The organism is Shewanella sp. NIFS-20-20 (assembly GCF_019209865.1).
GTDB lineage: Bacteria > Pseudomonadota > Gammaproteobacteria > Enterobacterales > Shewanellaceae > Shewanella.
In genome coordinates this window covers 15,032-39,477 of the sequence record NZ_JAHUTT010000012.1, presented here as the reverse complement: position 1 = coordinate 39,477, position 24,446 = coordinate 15,032, and the positions used below count along the sequence as shown (strand labels likewise).

Here is a 24,446-nt window from a genome sequence, read left to right as displayed (position 1 = left end):
GGGAGTTTGCGAGGTTTGCTAGCCCAGAGTTCACTGGGCTAGGCAGATTATTTCCACAGTTTAGATAGCAATCGCCAGTTCCGCCCCCTGACGGATAGCGCGCTTAGCATCGAGCTCTGCGGCCAATTCCACCCCGCCGATGAGATGAACCGGTAATCCGGTTTGTTCCATCTCAGACACGAGATCGCGATTCGACTCTTGACCGGCGCACAACACCACATTGTCGACAGCTAATACTTGCGCCACGCCATCCACTTCGATGTGAAGGCCTTGATCATCAAATTTGATGTAATTCACGCCGGTCAGCATCTTAACGCCATGTTGCTTCAACACTGCTCGATGGACCCAACCAGATGTTTTACCTAAGCCTGCGCCCATTTTAGTGGTTTTACGCTGCATCAAGGTAATTTCTCGGCCTGAATGCCCCTTCACCGGAGTCGTTAGCCCTCCCGCATCTTGGTATTGAGTATCTATGCCCCACTCTTGGTACCAACGTGCAGGCGCCAGAGTCGATGACTCTTGCTCACACAGATAATGGGCGATGTCAAAACCAATGCCACCTGCACCTATCAACGCGACTCTCTCACCGATGGTCACTTCGCCATTGAGTACTTGTTGATAACTCACCACTTGAGGTGAGTCAAATCCTGGCAAGCTTAACGGTCGCGGCCGGACACCTGAGGCTATCACGATGTCATCAAAAGATTCCTTGGCTAACTCTTGAGCCGTTAGCTTACAGTTCAACCGCAAATCAACTCGCCACTTTTCCATCTGGTTTATGAAATAGCGAATGGTTTCATCAAATTCTTCTTTGCCAGGAATTTTGCGGGCGAGGTTAAATTGGCCGCCCACGTGATCTTTGGCTTCAAACAACACGACCTGATGGCCGCGCATCGATGCGTATACCGCAAATGCCATGCCCGCAGGACCTGCGCCCATGACCGCAATTTTTTTAGGTTGGTTGCTGCGGTGGAAATTTAACTCGGTTTCATAACACGCCCGCGGGTTGACTAAACAGGTCGCCCGTTTCATTGAAAAGGTATGATCTAAACACGCCTGATTGCAGCCAATACAGGTATTGATCAAATCAGCTTCACCCGCAGCCGCTTTATTGACAAAGTCTGGGTCAGCCAGCATCGGCCGTGCCATAGACACCATGTCGGCTTGGCCGCTTGCTAAAATATGTTCAGCAATCTCAGGAGTATTGATCCGATTAGTCGCGATTAATGGCAAACTAACGTGCTGTTTTAATCTTTCGGTAACCCACGCAAAGGCGCCACGCGGAACACTGGTCACAATGGTCGGAATTCGCGCTTCATGCCAGCCAATACCCGTATTAATAATGGTGACACCGGCTTGCTCTAACCATTGAGCTAATTGCACGACCTCATCCCAACTCGAGCCTTTATCGACGAGATCAAGCATGGATAGCCTGAAAATAATGATAAAATCATGACCTACTTTCGCGCGAATGGCTTCGACGATATTGATAGCCAATCGGCAACGATTTTCTAGGCTGCCCCCCCATTCATCCGTACGTTTATTGGTACGCTTACAAATAAATTGATTAATCAGATACCCTTCTGAGCCCATCACTTCTACGCCATCGTAGCCTGCTTCACGGGCTAACTCTGCACTATTAGCATAATCTTTAACGGTAGAACTGACCTGACGGGATGACATCTCCCAAGGTTTAAAGGGATTAATAGGGGCTTGAATGCGACTCGGGGCTTGGCTAAAAGGATGATAAGCGTAGCGACCAGCATGTAAGATTTGCATACAAATTTTACTGTCAGCCTCATGCACCGCGTCAGTGACTATTCGATGTTTTTTGACTTGCCAACCGAAGCTTAATTGCGACGCATGTGGCGCTAATCGGCCACGAAAGTTTGGAGCGATACCGCCGGTCACGATTAAGCCCACGCCGCCTTCGGCGCGTTCACGATAGAAAGCCGCTAACTTTTCAAATCCACCTTTCTCTTCTTCGAGTCCGGTATGCATTGACCCCATTAACACTCGGTTTTTCAGTTGAGTAAAACCAAGATCTAACGGTGCCAATAAATGCGGATAATGCGCCATTCAAACATCCTTTTAAAACATGTGATTTAAATTAGCATACCTTGAGTCTGTAGTAAGCTCAACTGATGTAAACAAACTGATATAAACCTATTTACAATTGAAGTTAACTAAAACTTTATTTTTCGGTTAGCATTAAGCTATTCGTTAACAGAGGAGCGGCAAATGTCTGCACAACCTTCATTTATCAGGCGTTTTTTTAGAGGGATATGGTTGACCCTCAATGCAGTACGCAAAATTATCTTGAACCTAGTCTTTTTTGGAGTATTGATCTTAATCTTTGCATCACTCAGTGGTGATGACGTTTTGGAACTTGATAATAATACTGCATTAGTGCTTAAACTGAATGGTTCGATAGTGGATCAAAAGCGTTATGTCGATCCTATAAGTGCCCTCTTACAAGAGGGAAATCAAGACAATGCTCAACATGAGTATTTGTTAAGCGACCTCATTTACGCCATTGATTCTGCGGCTAACGATGGCCGTATTTCCATGTTAGTCATGGATCTCAGTGGCTTAAGCCGTACCGGAATGAGTCAATTGCAGACCGTAGGTGACGCCGTAAAGCGTTTCAAAGCGCAAGGTAAGTCCGTGTCTGTGATTGGTAACTATTTTAGCCAGCAACAATATTTCCTTGCCAGTTACGCCGATGAAATCGTACTCAACCCTCAAGGGGTGGTCGAGATCCAAGGCCTTAGTATGTATCGCCTGTTTTATAACAGTGCGTTAGATAAACTCAAAGTGCAGACCCATGTGTTTCGGGTTGGGACTTATAAATCGGCGATTGAACCTTTTATTCGTGATGATATGTCGGTAGCGGCGAAAGAAGCTAACCAATCATTACTCAATAATCTGTGGCAAACTTATTCAGAAATTGTGGCCGGCAATCGCAATATCAATGCGAGTCGCCTTGCCTTATCAGCCGATGAGTATTTACAACAACTCAATGCCAATGAAGGTGATTCCGCTAAAATGGCGTTATCCTTAGGTTGGGTCGATTCCTTGATGACATTGGATCAATTCCGCCAGCAAGTCATTGCTAAAGTCGGCTTAGCGACTAACAGCGATACTCATACCTTCAAACAGATCAACATTGAAGACTACCACGATTTAGTCAAACCCCTTGAGTTACCTACTAGCCAAGCAAACGTCGCCATTATCGTGGCGGAAGGACAAATCATGAATGGCAACCAACAGCCTGGTGATATTGGTGGTGAAAGTACCGCGAAGTTAATTCGTAAAGCCAAGTATGATGACCAAGTTAAAGCCTTGGTGTTGAGGGTCAACAGCCCCGGCGGGAGTGCTTTTGCATCTGAACAGATCCGCCAAGAATTATTATCATTTCAAGCCACCGGCAAGCCCGTGGTCGTGAGTATGGGGACTTATGCGGCATCGGGGGGATATTGGATCTCAGCAGATGCTGATTATATTTATGCGACTCCCACTACCATCACCGGCTCTATTGGTATTTTTGGGCTAATCACGACGTTCCAGGACTCTTTAGCCAGTATCGGCATTTATACTGATGGCGTCTCTACTAATGATTGGGCCGGATTATCAGTGACACGTTCGTTATCGCCTCAAGTCGCCGCAGTTATCCAGCGCAGTATTGAAAAAGGCTATCATGAGTTTCTTTCGATAGTTGCCGAAGGCCGAGATATGGGTCTCGAGCAAGTCGATGCCATAGCCCAAGGGCGTGTTTGGACCGGTAGCGAAGCTATCAAACTGGGTCTGGTGGATGAACTGGGCGATATGGAAGATGCCATTGCCAAAGCGGCTAAACTGGCTGATTTAGCTGAGTACGATACCACCTTGATTGAACAATCATTATCAACTGAACAATTGATGATCCAAGAGCTGTTCGGTAGCGCTAAAAGTTGGTTGCCGCCAATCAAAGGACAAGCAAGCTTAGTTACTTCGGTCACCGGCCCTATCAATCAAGCGCTACAACAATTAAGTCAGTTTGATGATCCTCAAGGCAAATATTTGTTGTGCGAAGTCTGTCGCATTGAATAACCTAGATGGCGATAGAGGTCCCTCTTAGCCTCATTCCCCCAAATAACGCCTGCTGATGCAGGCGTTATTTTTTGGCCAAATCTACGCCATAGGTGCATCATTTTCGACCATATAAGCACTGACATCATCGATATCTTTTTGCTGCTCGGACAAATATTTTTGTGCAAACTTATGGCAAACACCAGAACTCAAAAACAAATTGTATAGATCAGGGTCAATATGGCCGGAGCTGGCCATCGTTTGCATCAACGCCAGCGTTTGTGAAAGGGTCTTCCCGGGTTTATAGGGCCTATCCGCTGCGGTTAGTGCCTCAAAAATATCTGCGATGGCTAAGATCCTCGCCGGGACGCTAAGTTGCTCTTTGCTTAAGCCCCTCGGGTAGCCTAGCCCATCCACTCGTTCATGATGGCCACCAGCGATTTCAGGCACTTGTTGTAAATGCTGCGGGAACGGTAGCCACTCGAGCATCTTAATCGTCTGAATGATATGCTCGTTTATCTTAAAGCGTTCTTCAGCGGTTAACGTTCCTTGCGTGATCATCAAATTATAACGCTCACCGCGATGATACAATAATGTGGGGATGGCTAAGGTAAAATGCCATGGATTGTCTGCCGCTAAGCTCTGCGATTTAGGGCGCGCTATTTGATGCTCAACGCGATCCATCAATAAGGTTTCCCAGCTAGGCAACATCGTTTGACTGCCGTTACGGGACTTCTCTAACTCACTCAAACCTAACTGATCATCTAAAGTACGTTGCCACGGGATCTCTGCCAATTGCTCTAATCGATGCGCCTCGGCAGCCGTTAACGCATGTTGCGCCTGATTAATGATCGCAATAAAAGCAAAATCATCATCTAATCCTTGCCATTGGGGCTGATAGACAGTCTGTGCTTGAGCGAGTTGCGTATCCGTCAGTAGAGCGGATAATGCTGCAATTTTGCGGTCTCGTTTGATGACTTCAACTCGCGTTCGAATTTCATGAATACGGTTATATATTGTTTCAAGCTTAGTACTTTTGTTGATCACAAATTCAGGGGTGGTGATCTTGCCACAATCGTGTAGCCAGGCCGCAATATGAATGGCTTCCCAGTCTTGAGTATTAGGATGAAAAGCACTAAATGGTTCGGCAGTTGACTTGGCTGCCGCATGGGTCAACATTTTTGATAATACCGGCACTCGCTGACAGTGCGAGCCCGTATAAGGGCTTTTGGCATCGATAGCCGTTGCCAATAATTCAATAAAACTGTTAAGCAACAACTTTTGCTGTTGGAGTAATTGTTGGGTCACAATCGCAGACGCGGCGCTGCTACTTAAGGCTGCAATCAATTGCTGACGACGAATACGGAGATCTTTATTCATCCGTGGCAACACCATCAACAACATCCCCACCGCTTGTTGTTGTGAGTCAATTAATGGCTCAATCAATAAATCATGTTCACCCGGCCAAGCTTCTAGATGCGCAAAGAAACTGTGCCATTCTGTCTCACTGAGATTAACGCGGACACGGTCTCCTTGCAGCAACTTGCTAAACCATGGAAACAGCGTGAAGTTTACCGGGAAATCATCAGGGTTAATCAATTGATCTCGCCAACAACATTGACTTAAATGGTACTCTTCTTGCTGCTTAAGCATTAAGGCCGCGCCCGTGGCTCCGACAGCATTGGCAGATTCAAGTACCAAGCTTTTCTGGCACGTCTCAAAATCTTGCGCTTGGCTCAAGGCTTGCGCCACATTAATAAAGTTAATTAAGGTGCCCTTGATGCCCTCAATGGCACTGGACAATTCGTTGAGTTCGGAAATACTGCCGGTGTCCGTAGCGGGAGCATCGAATTTAAAGGCTTTTATCTGATTGGCGTCACGGGTTAATTGCTCCAGAGGTTGGGTTATACGTCGCGAGACTAGCCAAATCATCGGCAAAATAACCAGCAGGCTAACGACAAAAAGTAACACCATCGACGACAAGGAGGATTTCGCTGCATTTTCTACCAATGTGTATGGCACCAACATGGCCAAATAGATATCGGGTGATTCCAACAAACGGCTGATGTGAAACTGCCATTCACGGCCCGTGTCATCAAGGATGATATCGGGTCGAATATGATGAACTCCGTCTAAATACTGGCTAAACGCGCGTATTACCGGCTGAGGGTAAGCCTTTATCGCCGCCAGGGGTTGTTGATAATTGATGTTAGCAATATCTTTGCTGGCAAATAACAACTGCTTCGACTGGTCATAAATAATAACTTGAACTAGTTTTGGCAAGCGTTGTTCTGCAAAAAACCGAGCCACGTTTCCGCCCGAGACATCGAGGCCAATCACGAGGCGTTGATCTAATAATGGCATGGTTAAACTCACGCCATAATTGCCCCCGGTTGAAAAACGATACACTTTAGTGCGGGTTAATGTTTTTTGCTCCATGGCTTTTTGATACCAAGGGCGTAGCCGCGGATCGTAGTCCACCTCAGTCAATCGACGCAACATCAAAGGAGATAACTGCGCATCCAAATAGGTGAGCACTCCCAAGCCATCGATTGTATGGGTTTCTTTAACTACCCACACCGCAGAGTCTGGAATGGGAATTGGTCTATCTGGCCGCCGCACGACCCGGCTCACTTGATAAAAATCCCCATTCGCATTCCCCATATAGATTGAACTGTAGCTCGTACTCATTTCCAATAAATGGACCAACATTGGCGTTAGCTGCTGGCCCTGCCAATATTGACTTAAGTCCAGCCCGGGGATGATAGGTAACATGGATAAGGTGCTTTTAGCCGCACTTAGATCATGACGTAAACGTTCGGTAAATCTTGCGCTAACACGGTCAAACTGTTCGGTCTGATGTGCAATGTTGGCTGACAATACTGCGTTATAAATCAATGTACTGGCAATAAGTCCCAGCACAATAAACAAGGCTGCAAACATCGCGGCAATATGGAGGTAAAAAGGCACAGCCCGAGTAAACTTTGACAGCATTACAGCATCCTAAACCAAGTGGAAATATCCTAAGGCGACATTTGAAGTAACTATTGACTATAGTCATTGCCATCGACTACGCGAGTCGTTTAACCAAGCTTCGAGAGGATTGTTTTCCTTAACGCCTGATATTTTTGTATAATCTACGCACCCTCACTAAATAAAAAAACTATGCCTAAAAAATCCATCTATGTTGCTTATACCGGGGGCACCATCGGTATGCAAAAAACCGAGCATGGTTTCGCGCCTCGCTCAGGTTTCTTCACCCAGCATATCCAAACCTTGCCAGAATTTTTCCATGAGGAAATGCCCTCCTTTACTATCAATGAATATGCGCCGCTAATTGATTCGGCGAACATGTCGCCTAGTCATTGGCAGCAAATTGCGAATGATATTAAAGATCATTACGACCAATATGATGGCTTCGTCATCCTCCATGGGACTGACACCATGGCCTATACTGCTTCAGCCTTGTCGTTTATGTTACAGGGGCTCGGAAAGCCCGTCATAGTCACGGGTTCGCAAATTCCCTTAGTGCAATTACGATCGGATGGTCAAACCAACTTTCTCAATGCATTGTACATCGCTGCCAATTACCCGATTGCTGAGGTGTCATTATTTTTTAATAATAAATTGTTTCGTGGCAACCGCAGTACTAAGGCTCATGCCGATGGATTCGATGCGTTTGCTTCACCTAACTTCCCATTATTGATGGAAGCCGGCATAAAAATTGAGCTGAAAGCTGGACGCTTAGGCGCAGAGACATCAAATACCTTAGATGTGGCTCAAATTGATATTCAACCCATCGGTGTAGTGACACTCTACCCTGGCATGCCGAAAGAAATTATCAATAATATGCTGCAGCAACCGGTAAAGGCGCTCATCATGCTGACCTTTGGCGTGGGCAATGCGCCAGAAGATAAAGCCTTTCTCGGTGTACTGAAACAGGCCGATGCCATGGGTATCATCTTGGTGAATCTAACCCAATGTTTCCAAGGGCACGTCAATATGTCCGGCTATGCCACCGGCAATGCGCTCGCCCGTGCGGGTGTGATCAGTGGTGCGGATATGACTATTGAAGCCGCCCTTGCTAAGCTACATTATCTGTTGTCGTTACAATTAAGCTCGACTGAAATTAAGCGGCGGATGATGCAGAATCTAGTTGGCGAATTAACCGAATAACGCCAGCGAATCACTGACGTTATCTTGGTTATCCACTGAGGATTACAGCTCGCTTTCTTTAAATTGCGCGATACTGTCTCCACGGAAGGACTTTTTTAATTCACTCTTGGACAACTCATTGAGTTGTCCATTCTGACCAATGGTAAGATGGTCATTCAATTGCAAATGCTTTGCTTGGTATAACATGACTAATTGTAAACTGTGGTCACGTTGTGCCTCTGTCAGCACTGAACCGTCCTCCCACTTTCCAATCTCAGTCGCGGTTAACAAGCGTTGGTATACTTCATTGGGCATTTGTTCAATCAGGGTTTCGACATTTTTCATACACTATTCCGTTTATGTAATACCATCCGAATTCGAACAATCAGATAACCGACAAAGCCGAATACAAAACAGGCTAATGCCGCATAAGATCTCAGGCCCGTCGCAACTTCACCGCCCCAAAACCACAATACCATACCCGCAATAAATAAGGTCATGGCAATAAAGCTTTGGGTCATCAATTGCTGTGACTTACGAATGTGCTGAATGCGTAACAGTGATCCGAGATCCGACTGAAGATCCACTTGGCAATGCGGACATTGCTGTGCTTTGTCTGATACCCGTTTATTACAATTGGGGCATAAAATCAGCGCCATATACTTATCTCACTCAGCGTAATTTATCGACCACTGCTAACATGGCAATCAACGAAGCTTCACCGAGATGAACACTGCGCTCGGGTGACCAACCGACGAAAGGATCCGCTAAGTTATCATTGTCTTTAAACGGCATTTCCAGGGTATTGGACAAGCAAGCAAATGTTTGCGCTACCCAATTTGAACCTATGGTTAAATTGGCTTGGCCAGGTGCATCTTTATCGTAGCCAAACTCAGTTTGGAAATCTGGACTCGCTAATAACAAGGCTGAGCTGAACTGTTGCTGCAGCTCTGCCAAACGCGCATCCCATGCCGGAATACCTTCACACCCAGCAAGAAACACATAAGGTAGACCTTCATCACCATGGACATCATAAAATAAGTCGACACCAACTTGTTTCATTTTATTGACCACATAAAATACTTCTGGGCTTAAGGCCAAACTCGGGTTAGCCCACTCGCGGTTGAGGTTGACGCCCTTGGCATTGGTCCGTAAATGGCCGCGAACACTGCCATCGGGATTCATGTTGGGTACGATATAAAAATTGGCTTTGTCTTTTAATGATTTGGCCACTGGACAGTCTTGATCCAACAGACGATTCAGTAAACCTTCCACCAGCCATTCAGCCATGGTTTCGCCTGGATGCTGACGAGCTGTAATCCAGATGTTGGCCTTGTCAGGATCGTCATCACCCACCTTGACTAAAGTCATATCACGCCCATCTAAGGTTAGGCCTAAATGCTCAAGACTCACATCAGGATGCAACTGCACCTCACTGAGTAAATCCAAATGACGCTCATAACTGTAGGGCGCAAAATACGCTATCTGCACTGCATCACAATCCAAATCGACTTGAAGATGAAGCACACCGTCTTGGTAGCTTGTGGGGATACGGAACCAGGTTTGGCGATCGTAACTGGCGACCGCTTGATAGTTTTCCCAACCTTTAGGATAGGATGACTGACCGGCATTGATAATTTTGAGATCGTAGCGATGACCCACCTGCCCTTCAAAGCGGAAATTAAACCATTGATAGAACTCGCCACCTTCATCGCTTCGAATCGCCAATTGAATATCATCGACTTGATCCATTTTGATAATGTCGATATTACCGCCATCGAAATTAGCACTTATACGCATAACTTTTCCTTCAACAAAAAAAGCAAATCATCTATAGAGCAATGGATAATTTGCCGGGAATGGTAACTGATGATGCAATCATTTCCGATTACTTTTCAGCCATCATCAGTTGGCGAATATATTTCACCGGGGCGCTTCCATAACTAAGGAAGGTCTCATGCCACGCGTTGAGCTTGAAATCTTCGCCCTGCTTTGCCTTCATTTCTTCTCTAAAATCATATATTTCACGATAACCCGCATAATAACTGGTTAATTGCACTTGGCTCAAGGTTGCCCGCCGCCATTTAGACTCGGCTTCGGCACGTTGTTGAAAGGCTTCATTCATCAACAGATCTAATCCTTGCTCTTGCTCCATATTTAAGACTTGAATGCTGTAATCAAGAATGGTGTTGCAGATAACCCGCAGATTCCATTTGTAATACATCAGCCACAATTCTGGCTCAAAATCACCGTAACCCTCTTCCAACATCATACGCTCAGTATAGACAGCCCAGCCCTCGACCATGGCGCCATTACCAAATAAGCTTTTTACCAATGAGGGCGACTGATTCGAATACACCAATTGCGCATAATGCCCAGGGATGGCCTCGTGAATATTCAAAATTTGCAGGATCCAGTGATTATATTCGCGCAGATAGCTCTCAGCGGAATCAGCATCCATACCAGTTAACGGCGTCACATTGTAGTAAGTATTTCCCTGTGTATCATAAGGGCCTGGAGCACTGATTGAAGCCCCAGCGAAGCCACGCATATATTCAGGGGTTTTACGCACCAATAATGGCTTGGAAGGGTCCAAGGTAATTAATTGCTTTTGATTTACAAAGTCAACAAGCTCAGGGATTTGACGACTGACTTCACTGACAAAATCTTCAGCCTTAACATGGCGAACCGATAAGTGATCGATCAAGGTTCGCACGGCTAATTTATCGTCGCTAGGCATAGGAGTAGTGAAGTACTTGGGCCATAAATCCCGGGTGATTTTTAGCATTTGTTGCTGAACTATATTTTTTTCGGCCACCGCTTTATCATATAGCTGTTTGGCCGTCATGCCCGATTGAATATCAAACGCAAATTTTTGCTCGTATAAAGCCTCACCAATTCTAAAATCTTTCGCACCCTCAGCAACCAGCTGAGCTTTGAGGTCGGTTAACCAATCAATATGCTGTTGCAATGCCTCTTTAGCGGTTTGCAATCTGGCTCTAAATAAGGCTTTTTCAGTGGCGGTTAATTCCGAGCCCTCCACTTTCGCAAGCAATTCATCAGAGAACACAGAAAAACCGCCTTGATTTTGTAAAATGGCAAGTTCAGTGTGTTCTAGGGTTGGCTGCTGAATATTTTCTCTGGCCGCGGCATAGTAAGCTGGCACACTCTGTAAGCGCTCCAACACACTTTGCAGGCGCTGCTCGATGGGAGCAAAGTCCTCATTAATGATTTGAGCAAAACCGCCAGCCACATTATACGATGACGGATCCCATTGCCACGCATTAAACACTGTCAGTTCCCAGTGCCATTGTTTGAGCAAATTCTCAATCAGCAAATAATCCGTACGTTCGTTGCCTGTTAATGCTGCAGGGCTAAACTGTTGTAACTGCGCAAGTTGGCTCTCAATAAACAACAAATCATTGTTGCGACCTTTTGCATTGGGGACCTCCAATTTGCCATCATATTGATGATAACCCGAATACAATGCCCACGTTGGGGCTTGTTGCCATAACTTGTCAATAAAGGTTTGACTAAACTGGGCAAAAGATTGTTCCTGAGCTTGTTGTTGCTCGACAGCGACTGAAGTAGATGGATACGGGGTTTGGCATGCGACAAGCCCCAAGGACATGGCAATGATCAGTGCGGTTTTTTTCATTATTCTTCCTTGCCTGACAATAGGTAAGCAGCGTTACATTGCTGCTTTATTTGCTTGCAAGTAAATCACAATGGCCGAATTTTTTCAGCCATTACTTATAAATTGTTACATCTAAACTGAATGAGTGTCGCCAAGGATAGTCAAGCTTTAGTGATGCGGCGCAGTGCTCCCCCTCACAGGTTGCAGTTCAAATGACGCCATGATCGGATTATGATCTGAGCTGGCAATATTCTCAACCGACACAGCTCTAAGCACTAAGCCGCGATAATACATATGGTCTAAGGTATGACCGAAAACCCGAGTACGGTGATCATCGACTGGTATTGCTTCGCGTAAATGGAACTTTTCAATAAACTTGAGCACCATGGTTTGTCGCGCTTGCCGCCAAGTATTAAAGTCGCCGGCAATAATCAGCGGCCCTTGATGTTCATTGATCACGTCGGTCAAGGCCATTAATTGTGATTGAAAACGTTTGGTGCGCCATTCAAAGTTAATTGAGTGAATATTGATCACCAATAACACCTCACCATTAGACAAGGGGTAATGAGATACTAAGGCCGATTTAGGTAAGCGGATCCAAGGTTCTTTGGCTAACCAGGCACAAGATTCAATCGCCGGTGCCCGTGACACATTCATCACGCCATTGATGACATTAAAGCCACTGAATGCTCGGGCCATCACCACATCACGCTGCATCTTAGCCAGCACTTGTTTGAGTCGAGGTGTTAAACTGGCCTCTTGCAACAGGACTAATTCGTTTTGGGCAACCAATTTATTGAGTTGTTGATCCCATTGCGGCTTTTGTTGTTTGTAAATATTCCAAACCCCAATATTTAACCGTCCCTGATCATCAAGAGGCATAAGCATATTATTCACCACACAAGCGTCATTGAACTGAGCGAAATCACCATGGATTGCCGCGACAGCAGGTTGGTCGAATGGTTCGAATGTTAGGTTAAACGCAACCACTGCCGCCAACAAAACCACAGATGCAAAGGCACCTAATCTAAGCCAACCTTTCTTCATTCGTATTAACCTAGGCTTTTTGTAGAGTATAACCCGCTACTGGTGATCATCGGCTTAATCATTCTTCATCAATAGCATTTACGCGACCAACGTACTGAGATTACTCACTCACTAAGTGGGGCGTGGCTTAACGCTTCAATATGCTCTAGTGCTTTATCTAATTGTGCTTGGCTAACATAAGGAGCGGGACCTAGTCTAAGTTGGCTGCCACGTGAATCAGCTAAAATACCTTGTCGCCCAAGCGCATTGACCCAGGCATCCGCGTGGTCGGTCGTTAACGACAAAAAGCCACCATTATTCACGAGCGCATGCCGAGGTAACGCCAAGCGTCCTGCGAGCTTTGGCATTGAGGCTATTCCTTGCCACAAGTAACCCACTTGTTGCTGACTGTGACGGCGCAATACCTCAGCGGTGAGGTCTTGTTCTACAAAGAATGTAAATACCGCCGCAGCGCGGTAATGGCTGCAGGGATCATAGGTGGAACCTGCAAATGCTGCTTGCCCTGGTCCGAATTTTACTTGGCCAGCGGCTTGATTCAATACATCGAATTCGGCATACCAACCCGTGATGACCGGGCTACCTTGATAGTCAGCAGGGATACGTAACATGCAATTACCTTCGCCCGCTTGGCAATATTTATAACCGCCAGCCACCACAAATGCTGAGTTCAGCTGCCATTGTTGTAAGTCAAAGGGCACCACATTAAGCGCATGGTATGCATCTACTAAACAGGGAATATCGAGGCTGGCTGCCGCGGTCGCGACTTGTCCTATATCGACAAATATTTCACTGGTTTCGAAAAATACCGCGGATAGCATGACGGCATCAGTGTGCTTATCTAACTGATTGATGATACGTTCCGCCAAGGTATCGCTCGGTGCGACAGGCACACTGACAATTTCAACATTGACGCTTTGTAAGCGGTGCAATTGGCGACGTAACGAATGAAATTCGCCATCGGTGGTAATGATTTTAATCGGCTTGGCACCTGGGTGTTTAAAGCCGTCTAAGTCAGATAAAAATCGCAGAATCAATTCATGGGTTGAGGCACCTAATGCAATTTGAGCATTGGGTTCACCGAGTAAACCGCGATAAAAGTCACGCACTTGCTCAGCTTTGCTAAACGCCGCCACCCATTTATCATCAATGTGTGTCGCTGCATCAGTGAAACAATCCAGCATGCCTTGCTTGGCCACATCAGGCCAAGCTTGATGGGAATGCCCGGATAACAAAATTCGCTGCGAGACCTTAAATGCCGAATAATAAGGTTGCAACCGCTGGGCTAATTCTTGTGGCATCCATGACTCCTTATAAATGCGTTCTTAAGGCAAATAATTCAGGGAAAAAGCTGATATCTAATGCTTTTTTCAAAAAACCAACCCCAGATGAACCACCGGTACCTGCCTTGTTTCCTATTATACGCTGTACTGTGTACATATGTTTGAAGCGCCACTGCTGAAAACTATCTTCAATATCAATAAGTTTTTCTGCCAGTTCATACAGTTCAAAATGGCGGTCCGCATCACGGTATACGGTTAACCAGGCGTTAAGTACATTATCATTACTTTGGTATGCTTGGCTGACATCACGTTGTAATACTTGCTTATCCGTCAATAAGCCTTGCTGAGCTAAAACGGCTAAGGCCACATCGTACAGACTGGGGCTGATGAGTATGGTATTGAGTTCATGATAAATGCTTGGATTGCTTTCATGAACCTTGAGCAATGCTGCATTTTTATTGCCCAACAGAAATTCAAGCTTGCGATAGCCATAAGATTGAAACCCTGAGGAGTGCCCTAGAGCATCTCTGAATTTCAGGTAATCCACCGGCGTTAAGGTCGATAAAATAGACCAGGATTGCGTGAGTTGATTAAAAATGTGCTTTACGCGGGCAATCACTTTAAAAGCATGCCCAAAGTCCCCCTCTTGGATATTGGTGATGGCATTGGTTAACTCGTGACCCGCAAGTTTTAACCACAGCTCGCTCGTCTGATGAATGATAATAAATAGCATTTCATCGTGTTGATCTGATAATGGTTGTTGAGCTGACAAAATTTGCGACAACTGGAGATAATCACCGTAGGACATCTCGTTGTTAAAATCGGTATGGATACTCGCTTCCATTTCCCTGATATTGGCATGTGGACAGGTCATCTTCATCTCCATGGCACCTGAATTACCCGGCGCAGCGAGCCATAAGCACGATCACCAGTAACAATTGGCAACCATCTTAATAACCTTTACAGATCAGAGCAACGACCACGACAAATCTTAATCGCACCGCAACCAATGTCGATGATGAATAACACGGATGGCAACCGTGACTGACCTCAGCCGTTGCCATCGCATCAATGTGATAAGGGCGCTCGACTAACGCGAAGTGTTAGCCGAGGTGACTTTGACCCGATTGTTGGTATCTCGACTGGCACGAATTAAGGCATCACTGCCTTTGATACCTGACTTTGCCATGCGGTCATATAACAATACATTGACCGTTGCCGCTAAATTCATGCAACCGGTTGTTGGCACGTACACTACGGCATCCGCTTGATTAATCACTTGCTGAGCTATGGTGCCATCCTCGGGGCCAAAAATGTAAATGGCTTGCGCTGGGTGCTCAAAATCTGGCAAGGCAATAGCTCCTTCGACTAATTCAACACACACGATTTTTGTGTCTGGGGGCAAATCATCTAATAACTGGTTTACCGCAATTAATGGAATACGTTCGCGCGCAGATTGGGTGTCCGTATCATATTGAGTGTAATGCGCCGCGGCGTATTGATAACGTTGGCCCGTATAGCGCACTTCAGTTGCGTTATAACAACCGGCGGCACGCATAATACCGCCCACATTGGTCGGACTTTTAGGGTTGGTCAGCCCAATAATCACTTGGCTAAGATCCATAACAAATAACAACCTGCTCTAGGTAACAACTAACAATGGCAGCCATTTTCACTAACTGAGTTCGATAAAACAAGATAATTGTCTAGCACTTTGGGGGAATAGCCTCCCCCCCCTGAGTGATGCTGTTAATCCCGACTGGTGGGATGGGGTAAATCTGCCCCTGACATCACAAGATCCTGTACACTAAACGCAGAACAATGCCTACACTCGATGTTTGAGCGCGGACGCTAGCCTTGAGCGAGTTTCAATTAATTAAGCTTTAATTCCCTGCCTATATAGTCACTAACCGATATAATCAGGTGCGTTGAGATGAAAGTTTTTCACTGAAAATGATAGCAATGCCAAATGCAGCCCCGCCTAGTGTAGGCATACAGCCGCAGGTGATGGTTTGATTTGACCCAATAAGTGAGTATTTAAATGGAAATGAAATTAGAAGAGCTCTATCGGCTACTCACCCTTGCCGGAATTTTCGTTTACTGGCTTATTATCGCTATCGTCACGGTGCGGATTATCACTAAACGGCGGGCGATTGGGGTGTCATTAGCCTGGATGTTAATGATTTTTGTGGTCCCCGTAGGAGGGATCCTTGCCTATTTGTTGTTTGGCGAGCTCAACCTCGGTCGAGAGCGCGCTAATCGTGCACGGGCCATGTTCCCTCCCTACGGAGAATGGTTCTCGCGTTTACACAAATGGCGACTATATCAACCGCAGACCTTAAGTCCCTTTAGTCGCGAGATCAGTCACTTATGCGAACGCAGGCTCGGCATCCCAGCCCTAGCCGACAATCAACTGCGATTAATTTCCGCGACCGATGACATCTTACGCCAACTCATCAGTGATATTCATCAAGCGCAAACAAGTATCCGCATGGAGTTTTATATTTGGCACCCCGGAGGTCTTGCCGACGAAGTTGCCAATGCCTTAATGCTTGCACAATCCCGCGGCGTATCGGTGAAGGTTTTGTTGGATGCTGCAGGCAGTGGCACCTTTTTTAAAAGTCATTGGCCACAATTCCTCCGCAACGCGGGAGTACGATTAAAAGCGGCACTACCGGTATCACCATTTCGAATGTTTTTTCAACGGATTGATTTACGGTTACACCGCAAAATTGTCGTGATAGATAATGCCATCGCCTATACCGGCTCTATGAACCTTGTCGATCCGGCCTTCTTCAAACAAAATGCCGGCGTCGGCCAATGGGTCGATGTGATGGTGCGACTCACTGGCAGCAATGTACCGGTACTCAATACGATCCATGCTTGGGATTGGGAAACCGAAACCGGTGACAGAGAGTTACCCGTCAGTCCGGTTTTGAACCCGCATATTGATGACTCCATCAAGGACATGGTACAAGTCATTCCCTCCGGCCCTGGTATGCCTGAAGCCATCATCCAGCAGGCGCTGTTGCAAAGTATTTACCAAGCGACCGAGAGCATTTCGATCACCACGCCCTACTTTGTTCCCAGTGAAGTGCTGATGTTTGCGTTATGTTCAGCGGCGCAACGGGGCTTAAAAGTCACCTTGATCATTCCCGACAAAAATGACTCCATGATGGTCGAATGGGCTAGCCGTTCGTTTTTTAGTGAACTTCTCAATGCTGGCGTCCATATACATAGATTTACTGGCGGCTTACTCCATACTAAATCTGTCATTATCGATAATAAATTTTGCCTCATTGGCACGGTAAACCTTGATATGCGAAGTTTTTGGCTCAATTTTGAAGTCACCTTGGCGGTTGATAACCTCGAGTTTACTGAGAGTTTGATCCAACTCCATACGACTTACCTTCTGCAAAGTCATCGAATTAATCGTAAAAAGTGGCAAAAGCGACGCATTCATAAGCGCTTTATGGAACAGTTTTTTTATTGGTTCAGCCCGTTATTGTGACCAGCAAATATACGGATTAATATTGGCTGTTGTCTATTGACTGATGTCATAGAAAGCATCACGAATAATTACTTTTCCCGTATCAAAGTAATAGGTCATTTGTGGAGTCGATTGTTGCTGCTGAATAAAATATATGCCGCGGTAAATACAGGCATTAGTCGTATAGGTGTAGCCGAGTTGGATGTGAGTTGACGGGATGTCAGCGTCAGTGACATACGCTAGTGTGATATCGCTTTGGATAAGGCCATGCCAGACCTGCAAACACGCATTAAACACATCAGTATCGATACCGCTGGTAGAATATGGAAAGCCGGTAGCCGTTGATGACACATTACCTTGGCCAAAATTGGCAAGCCTAGCCACCGCCTGCCCTTCACCGAGAACCAGCCAAGCATCATGATAGAGGCTAACGGCACTGGCAAACGCTGAATAGTCTGTCAATAATGCGCTGCGCTCAGCTTCATCACCTAAGGAAATAAACTTAGGCACGGCGACCACAGCCAAAATACCGACAATAATCAACACGACAACTAACTCGATAAGCGTAAAACCCACCATGATGCGCGGCGATAGGCTCATAAGGTACCCTTAAGATAAACCAGAGGTACTAATAAGCATATAAGCAATAGCCTAGATTGCCATTGCTAACTCTAGAACTAAAAAAAGCCTGCAATGGCAGGCTTTATATACATTCGCTTGTTTAACTACAGCTTAGGCACAGCATAAGATCCATACGTGATACTTACATCACCCGTCAAATTATTATAATTCATGATAATAGTATCTTGGCCTTGTTGAATAAACTTTATTCCGCGGTAAATACACGTATTATCTGAATAGGTATAACCAATATCAACTATCGCCGTGGCTAATTCACTATCCTCTACATATGAAAGCGACACATCAGTTTGAGTCAACCCATACCACACCTGTTCGCAAGCATGGAATTGATGCGTGGTTAAGCCTGACGTTGAATAAGGGAAGCCGGTTGAAGTTGATGACACATCGCCATCACCAAAATTAGGCAGCGCTGCAATTGCGCCGCTATAGCCCCCCGCTAACCAACCTGAGTGATATAATTTAACTGCGCTTTCGAACGCAGTAAATTGGCCCATGATGGCCGACTCTATCGCTTCATCCTGTAAATTAACAAATTTAGGGATGGCCACCACCGCTAAAATGCCAAGAATAATGATTACAACCACTAATTCAATCAAAGTGAAACCAGATAACTGCCGACGCATTAAGTGTGTCCTATCTACTACGTTTGATTTATTTGCTGATGCTATCAGACAATTGTGTGAGAAAGTTTGACGTTAGACAAAAAACGACACCATACTTGATTTCAAGGCAAAACTCTAATGAATATTTGTCCATTGAAATCACTAGCGAGATACCGAGATAGCAGTGGCATTAGGTTAACTGAATCATGACCAATAAGCGGCAGCACCACTGATTAATGCCTAGGCACTAGCTAGTCATAACGGCGCTTATCGAGAGCAGGCCATTGGCTCATTATTGGCATACAATGCAGCGCTAATTAGCCATATTAGCTAACGCCCATAGCGATTGAGAAACAGCAGTCTATGGCAAATATTGGCTTGGTAGCCGCTGTGAACATCGAGCCGAGGTAAATATAGATAAGCAGCAACAGGTATTACTGCGTGAAGAGATAATCAAATCCATAAAAATGTTGCCCATCTTTTATGGTGATGGCCGTGGTACCCGTTAAGCCAGTTAATTCGCCGGCACCGGAATCAGGTATCAATTCCAGTACCAACTTATGTTTACCTCTAGCCATGGTGCCAAAATGCTGCAGAGTAAAGCTCCCTTGCTTACCCGCCAGGCTACCGAAAACTTGTTCAATGACAACGTAACCGGCAGATCTTTTAGTGGCCGTCATGACACTTAACATTTCTCCTTGACTGACCGCTTCCAGCTGACCGTGGTATGTCTTATCGATAGTCGACCTAGTTAAATGACAGCCAGCCGCTCCCTTGGCAAAGCAATCTTGGGATCCAAGCCAACACCAAATTGACCTGAAATGTTCATGTTTCGTACCCAATCATGCGCTTTGATTCATTTTCAGTAAGCAAGATTATTTAGGCAATTGGCTCTTGCTCATGTGAGATATGCCCCAAAATAATATGCCCGCGCCAGTACATGACAAAAAAAAGAATAAACCTAAACCAATCGGCGAGCCCCAATGCAGAATATGATAAAACACTTCCATGCCGTTCCCCTGTATTAATGTTAATGGTTTAACTTAACATCAAATAAAACCGTGTTGAAAGTAAATATCCCGCCGCAGTCAGTATGCTAAGCCCAGTGTCCGTTTGCTAAACACCCAGTTATCGACCGGGTGTTCAGGTGTTGGCTAGGAAAAACAAGCACAAAAAAGCCGTTGATTATTCATCAACGGCTTTTTTGTTTATGTGGCGGTGAGGGAGGGAGTCGAACCCTCGATACGTTTCCGTATACACACTTTCCAGGCGTGCTCCTTCGGCCACTCGGACACCTCACCATGTTGGTCACTATTATCGCCTCGCCATATGGGCAGGCATTAGCCTAGTGGGGCTAGTCAGACAATTCTTAGATTATCTGATGTAAATTCTGGCGGTGAGGGAGGGAGTCGAACCCTCGATACGTTTCCGTATACACACTTTCCAGGCGTGCTCCTTCGGCCACTCGGACACCTCACCATTTTGCTACATGGCAACAAACGTTTACCAAGGCAACGGAGCGGTACTTTACGCAAAAGTGTTGCTGTTATCAAGGGAAAAAACCATTATCACGCTTGTTTGGGCGCAGATTGAACAATCACAAGCAAATGTAGCAGTTACTTGAAATATCACTGCTTTTTTTCTAACAAAAAACCCGCAGTCGGCGGGTTTTATCACAAGCTAAGAAGCAAGGTGTTAAGGAGTACTGTGCCTCGATTAATCGCGTTTAAGCGTTACCTTTGATCTTAATCTTAAGATCTGCAGCAAAATCAAGCATACGATCTAACGGCAACAAGGCGCGATCGCGTAAGCTATCATCCACGAAGATTTCATGCGCTGACTTATCGCTATCGGCCAAGGCCGCTTTAATTGCATGTAAGCCGTTCATGGCCATCCAAGGACAATGGGCACAACTGCGACACGTCGCCCCTTCCCCCCCCGTTGGCGCTTCAATTAAGGTCTTACCTGGGGCGGCTTGTTGCATCTTGTAAAAAATGCCTTTGTCCGTTGCCACAATAAAGGTGTCATTCGACATGTTCTGTGCCGCGGCAATCAACTGACTCGTTGAGCCCACAGCATCCGCCATGTCCACCACACTGGCTGGAGACTCAGGATGAACCAACACTGCCGCGTTGGGGTATTGCAATTTTAGTTGCTGCAGCGCTTTAGCTTTAAATTCGTCATGCACTATGCACTCACCTTGCCAAAGCAACATGTCGGCACCTGTCTGCTTAGCAATATAACTGCCTAAATGGCGATCTGGGCCCCAGAGAATTTTTTTACCTTCGCTGTCTAAGTGCTCAACGATTTCCAAGGCAATACTAGAGGTCACGACCCAATCGGCGCGCGCCTTGACTGCCGCAGAAGTATTGGCATACACGACCACAGTATGATCGGGGTGCGCATCGCAAAAAGCACTGAAACTGTCGATAGGACAACCGAGATCCAATGAACAAGTGGCCTCTAAGGTTGGCATCAGCACCGTTTTTTCTGGGCTAAGGATTTTAGCGGTTTCGCCCATAAATTTAACCCCAGCGACAATCAGGGTTTGCGCAGGATGATCACGACCGAAACGAGCCATTTCCAAGGAGTCTGATACGCAGCCACCCGTTTCTTCGGCCAAGGCTTGGATTTCTGGGTCAGTATAATAATGGGCCACCAACACAGCATTTTGCTGGGCAAGCAGGGCTTTGATTTCAGCTTTATAAGCCGCACGCTGGCTATCATCCAAAGGCGTTGGCTTCGGCGGAAAACGAAAATCAATCTGAGCAGGGGTAAAAGCTGACGGTTCCATATAAATTCCAACGTCGCACAAGTAAGCCAATTATAAATAAATGCTCTAAGCGAAACAAACCAAATATGGCATCTGCCGTGATTAAAAAAGGCGCTTACGCGCCTTTGATCCAGTCGATTAACGCATCGCCATTAACATGGCTTGCGGGTTTTCGAGATAATGTTTCCACAAATTACAAAAACGCGCCACGGTGCCACCATCAATCACCCGATGATCACCCGACCAGCTAACCTGCATTATTTGACGCGCTTCAACCTCGCCTTGCTCATTGAACCTAGGCAGAGACTGCACGCGGCCAAGCGCCACAATCGCGACTTCGGGTTTGTTAATAATCGGTGTCGCAACCGTGCCACCGATGGCGCCTATATTGGAAATGGTAATACTCCCCTGCTTTAAATCATGAGGAGAAACCCGGCCGCTGCGCGCATCTTGAGTCAGGCGCGTGATGTCCTTGGCAATCTCAATAATCGATTTGGTTTGCACCTGCTTAACATTAGGCACCAATAAGCCAACCTGTGAGTCAACGGCCATGCCAATATTATGATCGCTAACATAGGTCAATTCAGTGCAATCGGCATTAACTCGACTATTCATCAATGGGAATTCATTGATGGCCAGCGACATGGCCTTCATAAAGAATGGCATCATAGTTAATTTATAATCGTCGGCTTGATATTGCTGCTTCATGGCCTGGCGTAAGGCCATTAACTCGGTTAAATCGAATTCTTCGCAATAGGTAAAATGGGGAATGGTCGCCACAGAATCGGCCATCATTCGTGCCATAACGGCTTTAACCCCCTTGATGGCTTCGGTGCGATTAACCGTGTTGGTCATGGCTGCGGCAGTCACTGGATTGGCGGCTGGCGCTGTGGTTTCACTGCCCGCATTGGCGGCATGAGTGGGCGCGCCCGTCTGCCCTGCACTGGCTGACAAACCTAGGCGAAATTTCTCGACATCTTCTTTGTAAACTCGGCCGTGTTTACCCGAGCCAGCAACTTGGCCAAGATTAATATCATAGCTGCGCGCTAAACGGCGAACCGCGGGGCTGGCAAGGGCTTTACCATGGTTTGTTTCCATCGCAGCTGTTGCTGAGGCAGCCGCGTCAGTGACCGCCTCGCCAGCGCTATGGCTGACAGCACTCGTCGCCGGCGCGGCATTGGCCAAAATGTCGACCTCGGCGCTAATGGCGATGGCATATAAAGGCGCATGAACCTTGGCTAGCTGGCCTTTGCGGCAATAAAATTGATGGATTTTTCCATCTTGCACCGCAGGTATTTGCACTAAGGCTTTGTCCGTCATGACATCACAAATGGGTTGATCTTCTTTGACCCAATCCCCTTCGCTCACCAGCCATTCGACCAGCTCACACTCAACAATGCCTTCACCAATATCAGGCAACAAAAAATCTTCGATAGTCACACCGACGTTGGGCTCCGCCACGGGCTTGCTTGTAGGCACATCAAGCGTTGGAGATGGCACCTTCTGTTCAGCCTCGGCCGCCTCCACGTCGGTTTGGATGGAATACAATGGTTGATGCACTTTAGCAATTTCACCTTTGGCGTAATAGAGGGTGGTGATCACCCCCGCCAGTGGCGCCGGGATTTGAACCAAGGCTTTATCTGTCATCACATCACAAATAGGCTGATCTTCTTCAACCTTATCGCCCACGGCCACTAGCCATTCCACCAGTTCACATTCAACTACACCTTCGCCAATATCTGGCAAAATAAAATCTGTCATTTTTTGATTCCTAATAAGCCAGACTGGCCTTGATAGCCTCAAATGTTTTTAAGCTATCTGGCATATATTCTTTTTCGTGACATAAGGGATATGGCGTGTCTAGCCCGCAAACGCGGCTAATGGGTGATTCTAACGACAAGAAACATTCTTGCTGAATTGTCGCGGCAATTTCACCAGCAAAACCGCCTGTTAAAGGGGCTTCATGATTGATGAGTAAACGGCCCGTCTTACGGACAGACTCAGCAACGGTCGCCACATCCCACGGTGCTAAGGTTTTTAAGTCAATAATCTCACAAGAAATGCCCTCTTTTTCAGCCATGGCGGCGGCCTGTTCGACTATCTCCATTTGAGCGCCCCAAGCCAACACGGTAATGTCAGTTCCTTGGCTGACCACCTGCGCTTTACCCAGCTCAATGTGATAACTTGCTTCAGGCACTTCCCCAACAGAAGCACGATATAAGCGTTTCGGTTCGAAGAAAATGACCGGATTAGGATCGGCGATGGCCGCTAATAATAATCCTTTCGCCTCATATGCATTGCGCGGCACCACCACTTTCAACCCTGGGGTGTGTGTGAAATAGGCTTCTGGAGATTGCGAGTGATAATGGCCACCGGCAATCCCGCCACCATAAGGGGTTCTGAACGTCAGACCACCCACATTGAATTCATTACCACTGCGATATCTGAATTTAGCGGACTCATTCACTATTTGGTCAAAGGCAGGGAAGATATAATCGGCAAATTGGATTTCTGCCACCGCCGTCATGCCAACAGAGGCTAAGCCATTGGCAAACCCCGCAATACCTTGTTCGGTTAAGGGTGAATTAAAGCAGCGCGGCTTACCAAATTTGTCTTGTAAGCCCGATGTGGCACGAAACACGCCACCAAAATGCCCCACATCCTCACCAAATACCACCATCTTAGGATTGGCTTCCATTGCCGTCATTAAGGCTTGATTGATAGCCTGTAGCATATTAATTTTGGCCAC

Annotated in this window: 18 protein-coding genes, 2 tRNA genes and 1 pseudogene; 3 read left to right on the top strand and 18 right to left on the bottom strand. The window is 46.3% G+C overall.

Annotated elements, in window-relative coordinates:
• Positions 1-60 precede the first annotated feature (60 nt).
• On the bottom strand, positions 61-2,079 hold the full coding sequence (locus KU855_RS06025) for an NADPH-dependent 2,4-dienoyl-CoA reductase (RefSeq protein ID WP_218529401.1): 2,019 nt from the start codon (positions 2,077-2,079) through the stop codon (positions 61-63).
• Positions 2,080-2,241: 162 nt separating this feature from the next.
• On the opposite strand from KU855_RS06025, the gene sppA reads away from it, so the two are divergent.
• The gene (gene sppA, locus KU855_RS06020) at positions 2,242-4,092 is read left to right on the top strand and encodes a signal peptide peptidase SppA (RefSeq protein ID WP_218529400.1); all 1,851 of its coding nucleotides are present in this window, start codon (positions 2,242-2,244) and stop codon (positions 4,090-4,092) included.
• A gap of 81 nt (positions 4,093-4,173) precedes the next feature.
• Here sppA and KU855_RS06015 read toward each other — a convergent pair whose 3' ends face one another.
• Positions 4,174-7,065 (bottom strand): HD domain-containing phosphohydrolase, encoded by a 2,892-nt coding sequence (locus KU855_RS06015; protein WP_218529399.1) that lies wholly within the window; start codon positions 7,063-7,065, stop codon positions 4,174-4,176.
• A 171-nt stretch (positions 7,066-7,236) separates the two neighbouring features.
• Here KU855_RS06015 and ansA point away from each other — a divergent pair, with 171 nt between their 5' ends.
• A complete protein-coding gene (gene ansA / locus KU855_RS06010; protein WP_218529398.1) occupies positions 7,237-8,247 on the top strand; it encodes an asparaginase in 1,011 nt (336 codons plus the stop codon).
• Between the two features lie 42 nt (positions 8,248-8,289).
• On the opposite strand, the gene KU855_RS06005 is transcribed toward ansA, so the two are convergent.
• From KU855_RS06005 to KU855_RS05970, 8 genes are all read right to left on the bottom strand, one after another.
• On the bottom strand, positions 8,290-8,571 hold the full coding sequence (locus KU855_RS06005; protein ID WP_218529397.1) for a YeaC family protein: 282 nt from the start codon (positions 8,569-8,571) through the stop codon (positions 8,290-8,292).
• Positions 8,568-8,885, bottom strand: a complete 318-nt coding sequence (locus KU855_RS06000) for a zinc ribbon domain-containing protein (RefSeq protein WP_218529396.1) — start codon at positions 8,883-8,885, stop codon at positions 8,568-8,570. Before KU855_RS06000 ends, KU855_RS06005 begins: the two co-directional genes overlap by 4 nt.
• Before the next feature lie 13 nt (positions 8,886-8,898).
• Positions 8,899-10,026: a M14-type cytosolic carboxypeptidase gene (locus KU855_RS05995; RefSeq protein WP_218529395.1), complete on the bottom strand. Its 1,128-nt coding sequence runs from the start codon at positions 10,024-10,026 to the stop codon at positions 8,899-8,901.
• Between the two features lie 88 nt (positions 10,027-10,114).
• Positions 10,115-11,884, bottom strand: coding sequence for a DUF885 domain-containing protein (locus tag KU855_RS05990; RefSeq protein WP_218529394.1), 1,770 nt, complete (start codon positions 11,882-11,884; stop codon positions 10,115-10,117).
• 147 nt (positions 11,885-12,031) lie between these two features.
• Positions 12,032-12,910: an endonuclease/exonuclease/phosphatase family protein gene (locus tag KU855_RS05985; protein ID WP_218529393.1), complete on the bottom strand. Its 879-nt coding sequence runs from the start codon at positions 12,908-12,910 to the stop codon at positions 12,032-12,034.
• A gap of 104 nt (positions 12,911-13,014) precedes the next feature.
• Positions 13,015-14,208 carry a kynureninase gene (locus KU855_RS05980; protein WP_218529392.1) on the bottom strand — a complete coding sequence of 398 codons (1,194 nt, stop codon included), beginning with the start codon at positions 14,206-14,208 and terminating at the stop codon, positions 13,015-13,017.
• Between the two features lie 10 nt (positions 14,209-14,218).
• Positions 14,219-15,064 carry a tryptophan 2,3-dioxygenase gene (kynA, locus tag KU855_RS05975; protein ID WP_218529391.1) on the bottom strand — a complete coding sequence of 282 codons (846 nt, stop codon included), beginning with the start codon at positions 15,062-15,064 and terminating at the stop codon, positions 14,219-14,221.
• A 216-nt stretch (positions 15,065-15,280) separates the two neighbouring features.
• Positions 15,281-15,814, bottom strand: coding sequence for an RNA methyltransferase (locus KU855_RS05970; protein ID WP_218529390.1), 534 nt, complete (start codon positions 15,812-15,814; stop codon positions 15,281-15,283).
• Positions 15,815-16,231: 417 nt separating this feature from the next.
• On the opposite strand from KU855_RS05970, the gene cls reads away from it, so the two are divergent.
• Complete coding sequence (gene cls, locus KU855_RS05965; RefSeq protein WP_256260896.1) at positions 16,232-17,701, top strand: cardiolipin synthase; 1,470 nt, start codon at positions 16,232-16,234, stop codon at positions 17,699-17,701.
• A 33-nt stretch (positions 17,702-17,734) separates the two neighbouring features.
• On the opposite strand, the gene KU855_RS19010 is transcribed toward cls, so the two are convergent.
• From KU855_RS19010 to KU855_RS05925, 8 genes and pseudogenes are all read right to left on the bottom strand, one after another.
• Entirely contained in the window at positions 17,735-18,280 is a 546-nt protein-coding gene (locus KU855_RS19010; protein WP_305729016.1) for a type II secretion system protein, read from the bottom strand.
• Between the two features lie 125 nt (positions 18,281-18,405).
• Positions 18,406-18,945, bottom strand: a complete 540-nt coding sequence (locus KU855_RS19005) for a type II secretion system protein (RefSeq protein WP_218529389.1) — start codon at positions 18,943-18,945, stop codon at positions 18,406-18,408.
• 413 nt (positions 18,946-19,358) lie between these two features.
• Positions 19,359-19,753 (bottom strand): annotated as a pseudogene (locus KU855_RS05950) (DUF3224 domain-containing protein).
• A gap of 384 nt (positions 19,754-20,137) precedes the next feature.
• Positions 20,138-20,225, bottom strand: a tRNA-Ser gene (locus KU855_RS05945).
• Positions 20,226-20,315: 90 nt separating this feature from the next.
• Positions 20,316-20,403: transfer RNA gene (locus tag KU855_RS05940), tRNA-Ser, on the bottom strand.
• Between the two features lie 247 nt (positions 20,404-20,650).
• On the bottom strand, positions 20,651-21,718 hold the full coding sequence (nadA, locus tag KU855_RS05935) for a quinolinate synthase NadA (protein ID WP_218529388.1): 1,068 nt from the start codon (positions 21,716-21,718) through the stop codon (positions 20,651-20,653).
• A gap of 117 nt (positions 21,719-21,835) precedes the next feature.
• Positions 21,836-23,458, bottom strand: coding sequence for a dihydrolipoyllysine-residue acetyltransferase (locus tag KU855_RS05930; protein WP_218529387.1), 1,623 nt, complete (start codon positions 23,456-23,458; stop codon positions 21,836-21,838).
• Positions 23,459-23,468: 10 nt separating this feature from the next.
• Complete coding sequence (locus KU855_RS05925) at positions 23,469-24,446, bottom strand: transketolase C-terminal domain-containing protein (protein ID WP_218529386.1); 978 nt, start codon at positions 24,444-24,446, stop codon at positions 23,469-23,471.

Excerpts from the sequence above, each read along its gene's own strand:
- KU855_RS06025 (WP_218529401.1), bottom strand. The coding sequence starts at position 2,079 with ATGGCGCATTATCCGCATTTATTGGCACCGTTAGATCTTGGTTTTACT.
- sppA (WP_218529400.1), top strand. The coding sequence starts at position 2,242 with ATGTCTGCACAACCTTCATTTATCAGGCGTTTTTTTAGAGGGATATGG.
- KU855_RS06015 (WP_218529399.1), bottom strand. The coding sequence starts at position 7,065 with ATGCTGTCAAAGTTTACTCGGGCTGTGCCTTTTTACCTCCATATTGCC.
- ansA (WP_218529398.1), top strand. The coding sequence starts at position 7,237 with ATGCCTAAAAAATCCATCTATGTTGCTTATACCGGGGGCACCATCGGT.
- KU855_RS06005 (WP_218529397.1), bottom strand. The coding sequence starts at position 8,571 with ATGAAAAATGTCGAAACCCTGATTGAACAAATGCCCAATGAAGTATAC.
- KU855_RS06000 (WP_218529396.1), bottom strand. The coding sequence starts at position 8,885 with ATGGCGCTGATTTTATGCCCCAATTGTAATAAACGGGTATCAGACAAA.
- KU855_RS05995 (WP_218529395.1), bottom strand. The coding sequence starts at position 10,026 with ATGCGTATAAGTGCTAATTTCGATGGCGGTAATATCGACATTATCAAA.
- KU855_RS05990 (WP_218529394.1), bottom strand. The coding sequence starts at position 11,884 with ATGAAAAAAACCGCACTGATCATTGCCATGTCCTTGGGGCTTGTCGCA.
- KU855_RS05985 (WP_218529393.1), bottom strand. The coding sequence starts at position 12,910 with ATGAAGAAAGGTTGGCTTAGATTAGGTGCCTTTGCATCTGTGGTTTTG.
- KU855_RS05980 (WP_218529392.1), bottom strand. The coding sequence starts at position 14,208 with ATGCCACAAGAATTAGCCCAGCGGTTGCAACCTTATTATTCGGCATTT.
- kynA (WP_218529391.1), bottom strand. The coding sequence starts at position 15,064 with ATGACCTGTCCACATGCCAATATCAGGGAAATGGAAGCGAGTATCCAT.
- KU855_RS05970 (WP_218529390.1), bottom strand. The coding sequence starts at position 15,814 with ATGGATCTTAGCCAAGTGATTATTGGGCTGACCAACCCTAAAAGTCCG.
- cls (WP_256260896.1), top strand. The coding sequence starts at position 16,232 with ATGGAAATGAAATTAGAAGAGCTCTATCGGCTACTCACCCTTGCCGGA.
- KU855_RS19010 (WP_305729016.1), bottom strand. The coding sequence starts at position 18,280 with ATGAGCCTATCGCCGCGCATCATGGTGGGTTTTACGCTTATCGAGTTA.
- KU855_RS19005 (WP_218529389.1), bottom strand. The coding sequence starts at position 18,945 with ATGCGTCGGCAGTTATCTGGTTTCACTTTGATTGAATTAGTGGTTGTA.
- nadA (WP_218529388.1), bottom strand. The coding sequence starts at position 21,718 with ATGGAACCGTCAGCTTTTACCCCTGCTCAGATTGATTTTCGTTTTCCG.
- KU855_RS05930 (WP_218529387.1), bottom strand. The coding sequence starts at position 23,458 with ATGACAGATTTTATTTTGCCAGATATTGGCGAAGGTGTAGTTGAATGT.